Source organism: Marinilabilia salmonicolor JCM 21150, assembly GCF_000259075.1.
Taxonomy (GTDB): domain Bacteria; phylum Bacteroidota; class Bacteroidia; order Bacteroidales; family Marinilabiliaceae; genus Marinilabilia; species Marinilabilia salmonicolor.
Window position 1 is genome coordinate 1 of the sequence record NZ_AJKI01000012.1, and the last position, 13,302, is coordinate 13,302.

Genomic DNA, 13,302 nt, shown 5'->3' on the forward strand with positions numbered 1-13,302 from the left:
TTATTGGTCGCGTCTCGACCAATAAACCGCGGGGTTGGGTGGGAAACTGCAACCCCAGGACGTTGCCCTGGGCTATTGCTTTCATGCTTTCAGCCTGTTTCCTTATTGCCTGCTATATTGTTTTATGTATAAGGTAGGCTAATTCTACTTTGAAAGATTATTAAAAAAAAACGACTCATCACAAACAGGGGTATCTATTCCTGATATTACTCATTCAAAAAAGACGTTCCTAACAACCACTTAAGCATATAAAACCTTCAGCGTCGATGTGTTTTATATTCTCCTTGCAAGTATAACCATGGGAGCTGCTCAGGCTCTGTTTTCCTCAAATATCAAAGAGATGGCTCCGAAGCACATCAAATGTTTACAGATGTAGTGCTTAAATCCGGAAACAGCAACAGATTTTCTCCAAATATTTTAAATACCCCCCTCTTCCAAAAGGGGTAATTTCATAAAAAATGCAAAAATTGAAATTTTACCCCTCTTAAATTAGGGGTTAAAATTAAAAAGTATATATATTTGCATTGTCAACCCAATCAAAAAAGGGGGTAATCTCCAAAAAACCAAACAAAATAACCAAACACCCCCCTTTATTTTGAGGGACAAGTTTATTAACCACTTATTTTAAAAACTTACCGCTATGAGAAACTTTGGAAAACTTTTTTTGGCCTTGACCTTCGCAAGTCTTTTCGCAACCGGCTTCAATGCCAGATCACAAGTTGAAGTAAGCGTCGGCGCCGACCTTATGAGTCGCTATGTTTGGCGGGGAACCGACTTCGGAGGATCTCCGAGCATTCAGCCATATCTGGAAATGAGTGCCGGTGATTTTGTCTTAGGTGCCTGGGGTGCCTATACCACCAATCTTCCCGGAGCTCAGGAAGCCGACCTCTATGCAGGATATTCATTCGGGGATGCATTTTCACTGACAGTTACCGATTACTACTTCCCGATGGATGACATGTCTGATGACTATTTTGATTTCGACAACAATCATTCAATCGAAATAAGCGGAACACTTACACTGGAAAAATTCAGTCTTCTTGCAGGAAAGTTTTTTGCCGGAGCCGACGACAAGTCACTCTATCTCGAGGCAGGATACGATTTCGGCCTGGTCAATGCATTTATTGGAGCCGGCGATGAAGTCTATACCACTGATGGTGATTTTGGAATTGTAAATATTGGCATCGGAGCATCCAAAGAAATCAAACTAACGGATTATTTCTCACTCCCTCTTTCCGGTGCTGTGATACTCAACCCCGAAAGCGAAAGTTTATTCATGGTGGTAGGCGTTTCATTCTGAGCCCCGCAGCTCAGCAGAAGCCTGCCGGAAATAACCGGCCATACTGCCAAGTAGTCAAAAACCTAAAAAAAATATTATGAAAAAAATTGAAGCCATCATACGCAAAACAAAGTTCGATGATGTAAAAGAAGCCCTCAGCAAAGTAGGAATTGACTTCTTTTCCTACTGGGAAGTCCGTGGAATCGGAAGATCACGGGAAGAGCGTGCCTTCCGGGGTATTGTTTACGATACCAGTGCCATTGAACGCATCAAATTATCCATTGTGGTACGCGATAAAAACCTGAAAAACACCATTAACGCCATTCTGGAATCGGGAAAAACCGGAGCCATCGGAGACGGAAAAATCTTCGTGGTGGACATCGAAGAATCCTACCGGATACGCACAGGCGAAAAAGGTGATGAATCTCTCTACATCAAAGGAGAAGAGGAATAAGAAGAATCCTCTCAGGTTAAATCTATTAAAATCATACGATTATGGAAGAAATTACAAAACAAGTATCCGAGATAACCGTCTCTTTAGACATGTTATGGGTTTTAATTGCAGCGGCCATGGTAATGTTTATGCAGCCGGGGTTTGCAATGGTTGAAGCCGGTTTTTCACGTGCCAAGAACACTGCCAATATATTGATGAAGAACTTCCTTGACTTCTCCGTAGGGTCACTAATGTTCTGGCTGATAGGCTTCAGCATTATGTTTGGAACCGACTTGGGAGGATTCATTGGAATGCCCGACCTCTTTTTCTCAGGAAGTTATGGCAATGATGTGGATTATGCCATTCTGATATTCCAGACTGTTTTTGCAGCAACTGCTGCCACTATTGTTTCCGGAGCTGTTGCAGAACGAACAGAATTCAAAGCTTATATCCTTGCCAGCTTCTTTATTACAGCAGTCATCTACCCAATATCCGGACACTGGGTATGGGGCGGTGGATGGCTCAGCGAATTGGGCTTTCACGACTTTGCCGGATCCACCGTAGTTCACTCTGTAGGAGGATGGCTTGGTTTGGTAGGAGCCGCTACAGTTGGTCCTCGTCTGGGGAAATACAACGGAAAACGAAAAGCGATTCCCGGCCACAGTTTAACAATTGGCGCTTTAGGAGTCTTTATACTTTGGTTCGGATGGTTCGGCTTTAACCCTGGTTCCCAGCTTGCAGCAAGCGGACTGGACAATATTTCAGCGGTAGCCTCCATTTTTGTGACCACCAACCTTTCGGCTGCTGCCGGAACAGTTACAGCCATGATTATCTCGTGGATGCGTTACAAACGACCATCTCTGGGTCTTTCACTCAACGGTGCCCTGGCAGGATTGGTAGCCATCACGGCGGGTTGCGATATTGTTAGTCCCGGAGGAGCTGTAATCATTGGAGTTATTGCCGGCATAGTCCTGATATTTGGAGTGGAAATACTGGACAAGCTGCGTATTGACGACCCTGTTGGTGCTGTAACGGTGCACGGATTTAGCGGCGCAGTAGGAACCATAATGGTGGGTCTGCTTGCTACTGACGGAGGACTCTTTTATGGTGGCGGAGCAAGCCTGCTTGGCGTTCAGGCATTGGGCGTATTTTCAGTTGCTGCCTGGGCATTGGCCATGGGATTCATCCTGTTCCGAACCATTAAATCAACCGTAGGTCTGAGGGTTCCCAAACGAGTAGAAGAAGAAGGGCTCGACATTTACGAACATGGTGAAACTGCCTACGACAATCTGACATAATAAACAACCGCCTGTTTTCGGGAGTTTTCCCGAAAACAGGATTAACGGAAAAAGACGTTTCTTACAATTTACCTTAATAACCGTAAAAGCAAGACAACCCGAAAGGAGATAAACACAAACCTGATGCCGGCCGGCATCAGAAAAAAGAAATGCCATAACGATGGCTGGTCCGGTTAAAAATCCGGTTCTGTTAATTGTCCTGTTTTTAAAGTCTGTCCTTTGCGGGCAGACTTTTTTTATAAAAAACGTCCCGCTGAATAATTCAGCAGGACGTTTAAATATAGAGGTTAGCCCGAACTATCAGGCATTAATCATCATAGGCATAAGCAGCATAAGTTCGTCCTCGTTTTCCGACTTATCAAAAGGAACAAATATTCCGGCACGGGCAGGATCAGACAACTCCAACACTATATCCGAAGAGGAAATATTCTCCAGAATATCAGCCAGAAATCCTGATTTAAACCCAATCTCCATTTCATCACCTTCGTACTGACACCCAAGCTTTTCATGGGCAGATATGGAAAAGTCAAGATCCTGTGCAGAGATAACCATCTCATTTGCTCCGAGATGAAGCTTCACAAGGTTGCTGGACTGACTGGCAAACAATGAAACACGTCCCAGGGTATTAAACAAATCTACCCGATCAACTACCACCTTATTAGGATTGTCCTGAGGGATAACCGCATTGTAACTGGGATAATTTCCTTCCACCAGACGGCACACCAAACGATAGTTTTGCATGGTGAAATAGGCATTTTGGTCATCGAATGCCACTGCCACATCCCCGTCTTCCTTGGGCAAAACATTCTTTAACAGGCCTGCAGGTTTCTTGGGCAGGATAAATGAGGCTTCATAATCGGTTTTTACATCTAACCGCTGATAACGAACCAATTTGTGTGAGTCGGATGCCACAAAAGTCATATTATCAGGGGTAAATTCAAACAGAATACCATTCATCACAGGTCTAAGCTCATCATCGGCAGTAGCGAACAACGTCTTCACAATTCCTGTCAGCAACGTATCGGCAGATATCTGAAGATTACTCGCCTTCTCCTCATTGATTTGAGGCAGAGCCGGGAAATCATCTCCGTTCTGACCAACGACGCTAAACTTACCCTTCTCAGTGACAATATCCACCGCCATGGTTTCCTCATTAATCTCAAAGTTCAGAGGTTGTTCGGGAAACTTCTTCAGTGTCTCCAATAGGATTTTTGAAGGCATTGCAATTACACCCTCACCATCAGTGGTTTCCAGATCCATCGAAGTAATCATCGTAACCTCGGTATCGGAGGCAGTAATTGTTAATTTTTGTCCTTCAAGGCTAAACAAAAAATTATCAAGAATAGGCATAGGGCTTTTGGAAGCAATAGCCCGGCTGATGGCTTGCAAATGCGACAACAGCCCTGAACTGGAGACAACAAACTTCATTGTTTTCTATTTTTTATAATTATTATCTGATAAACAAAATATTATTTTTTCTATGGTCGGAATAACGACCATCATAACAATCAAAACTCATTCAGGAACAACAAATTGCACCTCAATATAAGCTTTTCTGCAAACATCTTCAAATATAAAGATTATGTAGCGAAAAAGTGTGCCGAAAATAATAAATTTTGACGCCACAAAAAAGCTCGGCAATGGGATTTTCTACTTCGTTTCCTTCCCGTAACGTCTTTTTCTCCAAAAAGGCACCAATAGCCCGGCAAAAAGAACAAACACAACAGGAATTCCCAAATTAATGCTTTTCCAGAATCCGGCTTCATTGGCTACTTTATCTCTGTCAAGCAAACGCAACCTGTAGTTTCTTGTCCGCAGATTCATCCACCCCTCTTCATCTGTGAGATAATTAACCGCGTTAAGAATAAACTGCTTATTTCCGAATGTCTGCCGGGTAACCTCATCATAGCCCAAAGGAACAATACCGGGATTAGCAGATTCTCTTCTGTGTACTTCATTCCTGATAATTTCTCCATCTGCGACCACAATCATCCGTGTGGGTACACTCAGGTCACGACGCTCCATGTCTGAACCATTCACCCCCGGCGGAACGGGCCTGTTCAGAAAAGCAGAAGTAAACGCTCCCTCCGACAAATAGGCTACCGGAATATGCGATTGGGGAAAATTCTCTCTGGCCGGTTGCTCCTCTACCTGCCCCAGGGATATATAGACCGGACTCTCCATTTCACGCGAATAACGACTGGTACGCAGCAATGGAGTTTTTACAGTCTTCCGGTCTCCTCCCACCGTATCAATACTACTGACAAAGGTTCCCTTCACCACATTTACATTGCGTGTTACAGGATGTCCACTGTTGGTGTTAAGCAGAGGACTATAAGTCCAGGGCATGGGAACAAACTGTGATGCCTGCCCGGCAGGCGCCACATTTACAGGAATCATACCTGACTGGACATCCTGCACCACCACCGGATTGATACGAAAACCATAACGAAACAACTGATCGTTCAGATTAATATCCAATGGTAATCCAACGGTTTGCATGGAATGCTGCAGACTATCCATCGTTACTCCAAGTGCATCTATCAGCCACAGTACCCTTCCGCCATGCATTATGTACTGATCAATGGCATACTTCTCATCTTCCGAAAATTCTCTTTTGGGTCCGGCAATGATCAAAGCTTCATAAGGGGCAAGCATTTCAGGCGAACTGCCCGGATTCCCCCTGTCCACCTGATAATATCGCGAAAGGGCATCGGTAATATCCACCACATCAATCTCGTCATATTCTCCATGTCCCTCCAAAAAGGCAATACGGGGCATTTCTTCCATTAACAATCTCCGGGCAGCATCCATCAGTTTAAACTCCAGCACTTCAACAGAAGAGTTCAGATTTTCGGCCCCTGATTGCCCGGGCATATTTTCCAGCAAATTCACTGCTATCTCGGCATCACCCGACTGCAAAATCAGATATGGATAAACCAGCGTCCTGCTGCGAGATCCATCCTCTTTTGCTTCGTAAACAGGAACCGGCTCAAGACCCTGTTCTTTCAACTTTTCAGTGGCCCTTTGCGACTCATCAGAGGAGTCGTTGGGATCAATAAACCGATAATCCAGATTAGAACCAGCATAAACACCAAACTCATCTAGTTTGTCCTCCACTGACTGAGACAACCGGCTGAACCCAACATTCAAATCGCCCGACAGATAAACACGCGCGAAGACGGGTTGGTCCATCCCGGAAAGAAACTCTTTGGTAATATCGGCCAGGGTATATCTTTTCTCTGCCGTCAGATCTAGGCGCAGAACAACTGATGAAACCAACATATTGACAGCAAGAACCACAGCCAAAAGAAGGCCGAAACTCAAAAGATCTCTCTGTTTGTTCAATTTTCCGGACATATTTTTAAGTCATTTTTTTTGTCTTCTGTCTTCTGCCTTCTGCCTTCTACTCTCTACTCTCAACTCCCCTCACCATCTCCTGCTACTCAGCACCAGCCTGGAGAGTCCAAGAAACACCACAATCAATCCAAGAAAGTACAACACATCCCGAACGTCAATCACCCCCCGACTAAGTGACTGGTAATGAGAATCAATCCCCAGATTTATCAGAATAACCTTAAAAGAATCGAAAAAAGGTGTAGAAGCCAGCGCATCAAAACCGCTGTAGAAAGCAAATGCCAGTATGGCTGCTAAAACAAACGCCACAATTTGATTGTCGGTAATAGCAGAAGTAAAGATCCCCATAGCCACATAAGCGCCTGCCAGCATAAGCAGACCGATGTAACTGCCCCATATTGCCCCGTCATCCACATTCCCTGTAGGCTGAGCCAGCTGCGTTACGGAATAAAAATAAACCAATGTAGGCAACAGACTCAATACAACCAGAGAAAACCCGGCCATGTATTTACCGGTTACTATCTGCCAATCGGCCAAAGGACGCGTTAAAAGCAACTCAATGGTTCCCGATTTTTTCTCATCGGCAAACAAACGCATCGTAATGGCAGGAACCAGAAAAAGATACAGCCAGGGGGCCATATAAAACAGTCCGTCCAGGTTGGCATATCCGCCAAACAAAATGTTAAAGTTCCCGGGAATAATCCAAAGAAACAATCCATTGAGCACCAGAAACACTGCAATAACCAGTGAACCCGTCAGTGAACTGAAAAAAGTAAAAAGCTCTTTTTTCCACAATGCCAGCATAAAGAAGTTATTAGTATTTAGTTTGTAGTCAATAGAAAAAAGAGAGACTGCCGGTATTTTTAACTATTGAGGGTATCCCACATCAATCGGGCAGTTTTGCCACTGCTTCCGGGGCCTCCCATTATTTCCTGCAACTCGGTATAATCGGCAAACATTTTATTTCGAATGCCCTCGTCACAAAGTAAATTTCGCAATTCAGCCGTCAGATTCTCTTCTGTCATATCATTCTGAAACAACTCTGTCACCACTTCCCTGTTCATAATCAGGTTAACCAGTGAAATAAAAGGCACCTGAATAATCACTTTTTTTGCCATAAAATCAGTGAATGCCCCACCCCACATTTTGTAACATACCACCTGCGGACATTTGAGCAAAGCTGCTTCGAGCGTGGCCGTTCCGGAAGTCACCATCGCCGCTTTGGCCTGTTGCAATAAGGCATAGGTTTCACCAAAAATAACTTTCACACCTCCCTCACCAGGAACATATTGCTGATAATCAGCCTCGGAGAATGAAGGGGCTCCGGCGACAACAAACTGATGATCGGAAAATTTTCGCACCATCTTCAACATATAAGGAATGTTTCGATCAATTTCCTGAAGACGGCTGCCTGCAAGAACTGCCACAATGGGTTTGTCCGGCAGCTGATGACGCTCCAAAAAGGCTTCGCGCGATTCATCTTTAAATTCCCTGGTATCAATAGCATCAAGCAATGGATTTCCCGAATAGGCAACCGGAACTCCATAATCTGCATAAAAGTCGGTTTCAAAAGGCAAAATGGTAAACATTTTATCCACCCATTTCTGAATACGCTTTACCCGTCCCTTATTCCAGGCCCAAATTTTAGGAGATATGTAATAAAATACTTTTAATCCGTTGCTATGAGCAAAATTGGCAATCCGCAAGTTAAAACCCGGATAATCCACCAAAATCACCACATCAGGGTGATAACGAAGAATATCTTCCTTACAATCGTTTAGGTTTTTAAAGATGGATGGTAAATGAGTGATTACTTCCCAAACCCCCATATAAGCTGTATCGCGATAATGTCGGACCAGCATTCCTCCCTGTCGGGCCATTAGGTCTCCACCCCAAAAGCGAAAATCGGCATCAGCATCCAGCTTTTTCAGTTCCCGCATCAGGTTGGAAGCGTGTAAATCTCCGGAAGCCTCACCTGCTATGATATAATACTTCATCAATATTAGTTTTCTGGCAATTAATGACTTATTGATTCTGCCTGATTAAAGACAGCATTCAATAAGAAAAAATTCATATCTGGCCCCTTCAAAAAAATCATCTCAAAAAATACAAAATTACTGTTGCAAGGGTGTAAAGAAGTGTAGCAATCACAATGCCCCTCGCTGCCAGCAGACGCTCAGTCCAAATGGCCAGGAAGAAAATCAGCAGATTGGGCAACACACTCACACTAACCAACTTCCCCAGACTTTGCAATAAAAACATGGTCTTCACGAATTCCCAAAATTCAAGATCTCCGTGATACCGGCCTTGAAAAAGAAGGAGTCCAAAAACAACCGGCACAACCAGTCCGATTAAAATGCCGACAATCTGTTTGTTACATTTGCAAATCATCTCTCTTCAAAAAGGAGGGCTACACAACCCCGTTAATACTCATTTCATACGACTGTGCCTTCAGCTGTTCCATCGCTCCGTGATCTGTGATGTCCAATGTGCAGGGAACCACTGAAACAAATCCATGCTCCAGTACATACTCATCGGTATCAGTGGCGTTGGGCTCCAGATTCTGAAAAAAACCTGTAAGCCAATAATATTTTTGTTTGCGGGGATCTTCTCTTTCCACAAATTCCTCCACCCATTTGCCCCGGGCCTGACGAACCACTTTTATTCCTTTCAGCGTATTGCCTTTGGGAATATTCACATTCAGAAATGTACCCGCCGGCAGACAAAACTGTATTACCTGCTGTATTACCTGCCGGATAAAAGGAATAGCGGCAGAGAAATCTGCATCAGGACTGTAATCCAGTAACGAAAAACCAACGGAGGGAATCTCATTCATCACTCCCTCTCTGGCTCCACCAAGGGTGCCGCTGTAATGCACACTAGAGGAACTGTTGCTTCCGTGGTTAACTCCAGATAAAACCAAATCAGGGGTTCGGGGCAACAATGAGTTGAGTGACAATTTAACACAATCAACCGGTGTTCCATTGCTTTTATATATGTATAACCCTTTTTCGCTGTGTACCTTTTTTAAAAAAAGGGGAACTTTTACTGTGATGGCATTCGACATTCCCGATTGTGCCGAGTCAGGTGCAACCACCACAACATTTCCAAACTCACGGGCCACCTCTCTTAACGTCCGAATTCCCAACGCATCCACACCATCGTCATTGGTTACTAGGATCAAAGGACGATGATTCTCTTCAAAATTTATCATAATTATTCACGTTTTCTGCTCCGAAACCGAAAAAATTTCCGGTTTTATGCTTTAAGTCCCAAAGATATTGAAATAAGAGGAAACAACAATATTTTTAGTGAGTAGTCAGTAGTGAAAAGCCAGTAGGCCGTAATTGAGTTGAGTGGAGCAAAACAATCGGGATTTGAAAAGACGAATGGCCGTAGCCTGCTTTATTGACTTCGTCGATCTTCGATTCATGAATTGTTGTGTTTTTAGAAAGCCAAAGGTCTTTAAGCAATAGCCTGGGGCAACGATCTCATAAAAAAATGCAATAAATACTTTCAAAACCACGGTGTTTCCTCTCCGATACTGGCCCATTTCAAAAAGAGGTACTTCAACTCTAAACCCGAAACTCTAAACCCAACTCTCGGAACTCAAAAAAAAGATATCCTCTATTTTTTAGCACGTTGAAACATATTTCTTATTTTTGCTGGTCGTTTCGTTTCAGTTTCTAATTGCTAACGTACCTTTCGATTCAAAAATTAAAAAACACAACATACTCATGGATATCTCATACAATTGGCTCAAAGATTACATCAATGCAGATTTACCGGCAACCGAAATTGCAAAAACCCTCACTGATCTGGGGCTGGAAGTTGGTTCCATTGAAACCATTGACACCGTAAAAGGAGGCCTTCGCGGACTGGTAATTGGTGAAGTACTTACCTGCGAAAAGCACCCGAATGCCGATAAACTTAGTGTAACCACCGTGAATGTGGGATCCGGAGACCCTCTTCCCATTGTTTGCGGGGCACCAAATGTAGCCGCAGGCCAAAAAGTAGTAGTAGCAACCGTAGGTGCCACACTTTACCCCGACGAGGAGGGTTTCCAAATCAAAAAAGCCAAAATCAGAGGTGAGAAATCGGAAGGTATGATTTGTGCTGAAGATGAGATTGGCCTGGGAACCGGACACGACGGCATTATGGTGCTGGAGCCTGACACCAAACCCGGAACCCCTGCTGCAGAGTATTTCAATATTGAGTCGGACATCCGCATTGAAGTTGACCTTACCCCCAACCGCATTGATGGAGCCTCTCATATTGGTGTTGCCAGGGACCTCGCAGCATATTTAAAACAAAAGGATAATTCCATTGAAGTAAGATGGCCTTCGGTCGATGAGTTCAAAATAGACAACCACGACTGGCCCGTGCAGGTGAAGGTTGAAAACCCTGAAGCCTGTACCCGATACAGCGGACTAACCATCAGCGGAATCAGCGTAAAAGAATCGCCAGACTGGCTGAAGAACAAGTTGCTGGCTATTGGAATGACACCCATCAACAATGTGGTGGACATCACCAATTTCATACTGCATGAAATGGGACAACCGCTCCATGCTTTCGATGGCGACAAAATTACCGGAGATAAAGTACTGGTTAAAACCCTCAGCAAAGGAACCAAATTTACCACCCTTGATGAGAAAGAACGCGAGCTAGACGATCAGGATCTGATGATTTGCAATGCCAATGAGGGAATGTGTATTGCCGGGGTTTTTGGTGGCATTGACAGTGGTGTAACAGAAAAAACCTCCCGGATTTTTCTCGAAAGTGCCTGCTTTAACCCTGTTTTTGTCAGAAAAACGGCACGTCGCCACACCCTCAACACCGATGCCTCATTCCGGTTTGAAAGAGGTACCGATCCCAATATCACTCTTTATGCACTCAAAAGAGCCGCTCTGCTGATTAAGGAAGTTGCGGGGGGAAATATCTCTTCCGAAATAGTGGACATCTATCCGGAACCTGTGAAACATCACGATGTGGAACTCTCTCTGGCACATGTGGACCGACTTATCGGTAAAAAAATTGAGTCATCGCAAATCCGTAAAATATTAAAAGCGCTGGATATTGACATCGTTGCTGAAACAGAAGGGTTGTGGCGTTTGGCTGTTCCCCCATACCGGGTGGATGTGCAACGTGAGGCCGATGTAATTGAGGAAATTCTCAGAGTTTACGGATACAATAATGTGGAAGCTCCTCACAAGTTGAACTCCACCATTGTTTATGCGGATAAACCAAACATCGGAAAACTTCGCAATACTATAGCCTCTCAACTCGTTGGTGCGGGATTTGATGAGATTATGAGCAACTCGCTCACTAAAGCGGCTTATTACGAAAATTCGGAAACTTTCCCCGAAAAACAGGTAGTAAAACTGGCCAACCCCCTAAGTTCCGACCTGAATGGGATGCGTCAGACATTAATTTTTAACGCACTGGAAGCCGTTCGTCATAATCGTAACCGTCAAAACGCGGACTTACGCCTGTTCGAATTCGGCAATTGCTACAGCCTCAATCCGGCTAAACCGGCGAGTGAAGTAAAAGGTTACAGGGAAGAAGAGAAACTGGCCCTGATTGTTACAGGAAATAAGATTTCAGGGATCTGGAACAGTGAAGACCAGAAAATTTCATTCTTCGATCTGAAAACATGGTGTTACAATATTCTGGAACGTCTGGGAATTGACATGCAGAGTTGCAAAGAACAGCCCAACGAAAATGATCTTATTTCAGAAGGTCTCAAAATCACTGCGGCCGATGGAAAAGAGTTGTTCTATATGGGAATGGCTCATCCCACACTGCTTAAAAAATTTGATATCGACGAACCGGTCTATTTTGCTGAACTGAACTGGCAAACACTGGTAAAGGCTTCGGCCAAAAAGTCGGTGATGTTTAAAGAGATTTCCAAATTTCCGGAAGTGAAACGCGACCTGGCACTATTGATTAACAAAGATGTAATGTTCAGTCAGATCAAAGAACTGGCCCTGAAAGCAGAGAAAAAACTCCTGAAAGAGGTCTCTTTGTTTGACGTGTACGAAGGAGAAAAACTCGGCGCAGGAAAGAAATCGTATGCTGTTTCATTTACACTGCAAGACACCACAAAAACACTAAAAGACAAGCAGATTGATAAGACCATGAGTAACCTCACAAGAGTGTTTGAGCAGGAACTGGGAGCAAAACTCAGGTAGGGGATTAGAGAATAGTTTGTAGAGAATAGGCAGTAGATTATAGTTAGTAGAGAGACAGTAGAGAATAGTGGAATAGGTAGTAGATGATAGATAATTACTGTTTGATAAAAGAACCGTAGTTTTTAAAGCGAAAGCTGACTCCGTCCTAAAAGCTTTAGAAGTGCCTACCTCAAAGATATTTGAGAAATAGTGGGTCTATGACAGACCTGGCTCGTCCCCGTTGGGGGCAAACTTGAATCGAAGATCGACGATAGTCAATAACCCCGGGTTATCGACCCGGGGTAGGTTGGGCAAAATGAACCAGGTCCCCGGAAGGGGGCCAACTATTAATTGTCTGATTTTTTGTTTATTACAAAAATTTTTCATTGGTAACGTAGTGAAGCAATCTCAATTTGTAAACGAACACCAATGATTTTTTTTACTTTTTTGTACTAAGACAAAAAAGTAATTCAGAGTTTAAGTGATGGAATTCCTTTTGGAAAAATATTTAGGATCCTATTGTCTTTATATCAGAAAATCTACCTTTCAGCAACTGTTTTTACGAATAGAAGAATATCACTTCTCCGGAACCATCCGTTTTTTTGATCCCTCCGTTTTTTTATAATTCTAAAATATTATAAAACAGAAACGGGCGTTACCTCGTTTGGTAACTCCCGTTTCTAACCTTAACCCTAACCCAAAATTATGAAAATCTATATACTTAAACAAGTAATCTGTCTGATGGTTTAAAGAAAGAGATAAAAA

At 43.5% G+C, this 13,302-nt stretch carries 10 protein-coding genes; 4 read left to right on the top strand and 6 right to left on the bottom strand.

Annotation, left to right across the window (positions count from 1 at the left end):
* Positions 1–640: 640 nt before the first annotated feature.
* The 3 genes from W7W_RS0108720 to W7W_RS0108730 all read left to right on the top strand — a co-directional run bounded on the left by W7W_RS0108720 (position 641) and on the right by W7W_RS0108730 (position 3,010).
* The gene (locus W7W_RS0108720) at positions 641–1,300 is read left to right on the top strand and encodes a TorF family putative porin (protein ID WP_010663410.1); all 660 of its coding nucleotides are present in this window, start codon (positions 641–643) and stop codon (positions 1,298–1,300) included.
* A gap of 76 nt (positions 1,301–1,376) precedes the next feature.
* A complete protein-coding gene (locus tag W7W_RS0108725) occupies positions 1,377–1,733 on the top strand; it encodes a P-II family nitrogen regulator (RefSeq protein WP_010663411.1) in 357 nt (118 codons plus the stop codon).
* A 41-nt stretch (positions 1,734–1,774) separates the two neighbouring features.
* The gene (locus W7W_RS0108730; protein ID WP_010663412.1) at positions 1,775–3,010 is read left to right on the top strand and encodes an ammonium transporter; all 1,236 of its coding nucleotides are present in this window, start codon (positions 1,775–1,777) and stop codon (positions 3,008–3,010) included.
* A gap of 300 nt (positions 3,011–3,310) precedes the next feature.
* On the opposite strand, the gene dnaN is transcribed toward W7W_RS0108730, so the two are convergent.
* The 6 genes from dnaN to surE form a co-directional block, all read right to left on the bottom strand.
* Positions 3,311–4,438 (bottom strand): DNA polymerase III subunit beta, encoded by a 1,128-nt coding sequence (gene dnaN, locus W7W_RS0108735; RefSeq protein ID WP_010663413.1) that lies wholly within the window; start codon positions 4,436–4,438, stop codon positions 3,311–3,313.
* A 222-nt stretch (positions 4,439–4,660) separates the two neighbouring features.
* Positions 4,661–6,370, bottom strand: coding sequence for a gliding motility-associated ABC transporter substrate-binding protein GldG (gldG, locus tag W7W_RS0108740; protein ID WP_010663414.1), 1,710 nt, complete (start codon positions 6,368–6,370; stop codon positions 4,661–4,663).
* A 69-nt stretch (positions 6,371–6,439) separates the two neighbouring features.
* Complete coding sequence (gene gldF / locus W7W_RS23865) at positions 6,440–7,171, bottom strand: gliding motility-associated ABC transporter permease subunit GldF (protein WP_010663415.1); 732 nt, start codon at positions 7,169–7,171, stop codon at positions 6,440–6,442.
* A 59-nt stretch (positions 7,172–7,230) separates the two neighbouring features.
* The gene (lpxB, locus tag W7W_RS0108750; RefSeq protein ID WP_010663416.1) at positions 7,231–8,364 is read right to left on the bottom strand and encodes a lipid-A-disaccharide synthase; all 1,134 of its coding nucleotides are present in this window, start codon (positions 8,362–8,364) and stop codon (positions 7,231–7,233) included.
* 97 nt (positions 8,365–8,461) lie between these two features.
* Positions 8,462–8,758 (bottom strand): hypothetical protein, encoded by a 297-nt coding sequence (locus tag W7W_RS0108755; RefSeq protein ID WP_010663417.1) that lies wholly within the window; start codon positions 8,756–8,758, stop codon positions 8,462–8,464.
* Between the two features lie 19 nt (positions 8,759–8,777).
* Positions 8,778–9,581, bottom strand: a complete 804-nt coding sequence (surE, locus tag W7W_RS0108760; RefSeq protein ID WP_010663418.1) for a 5'/3'-nucleotidase SurE — start codon at positions 9,579–9,581, stop codon at positions 8,778–8,780.
* 523 nt (positions 9,582–10,104) lie between these two features.
* On the opposite strand from surE, the gene pheT reads away from it, so the two are divergent.
* Positions 10,105–12,558, top strand: a complete 2,454-nt coding sequence (pheT, locus tag W7W_RS0108765) for a phenylalanine--tRNA ligase subunit beta (RefSeq protein ID WP_010663419.1) — start codon at positions 10,105–10,107, stop codon at positions 12,556–12,558.
* The last annotated feature ends 744 nt before the right edge of the window (positions 12,559–13,302 follow it).

Excerpts from the sequence above, each read along its gene's own strand:
- W7W_RS0108720 (WP_010663410.1), top strand. The coding sequence starts at position 641 with ATGAGAAACTTTGGAAAACTTTTTTTGGCCTTGACCTTCGCAAGTCTT.
- W7W_RS0108725 (WP_010663411.1), top strand. The coding sequence starts at position 1,377 with ATGAAAAAAATTGAAGCCATCATACGCAAAACAAAGTTCGATGATGTA.
- W7W_RS0108730 (WP_010663412.1), top strand. The coding sequence starts at position 1,775 with ATGGAAGAAATTACAAAACAAGTATCCGAGATAACCGTCTCTTTAGAC.
- dnaN (WP_010663413.1), bottom strand. The coding sequence starts at position 4,438 with ATGAAGTTTGTTGTCTCCAGTTCAGGGCTGTTGTCGCATTTGCAAGCC.
- gldG (WP_010663414.1), bottom strand. The coding sequence starts at position 6,370 with ATGTCCGGAAAATTGAACAAACAGAGAGATCTTTTGAGTTTCGGCCTT.
- gldF (WP_010663415.1), bottom strand. The coding sequence starts at position 7,171 with ATGCTGGCATTGTGGAAAAAAGAGCTTTTTACTTTTTTCAGTTCACTG.
- lpxB (WP_010663416.1), bottom strand. The coding sequence starts at position 8,364 with ATGAAGTATTATATCATAGCAGGTGAGGCTTCCGGAGATTTACACGCT.
- W7W_RS0108755 (WP_010663417.1), bottom strand. The coding sequence starts at position 8,758 with ATGATTTGCAAATGTAACAAACAGATTGTCGGCATTTTAATCGGACTG.
- surE (WP_010663418.1), bottom strand. The coding sequence starts at position 9,581 with ATGATAAATTTTGAAGAGAATCATCGTCCTTTGATCCTAGTAACCAAT.
- pheT (WP_010663419.1), top strand. The coding sequence starts at position 10,105 with ATGGATATCTCATACAATTGGCTCAAAGATTACATCAATGCAGATTTA.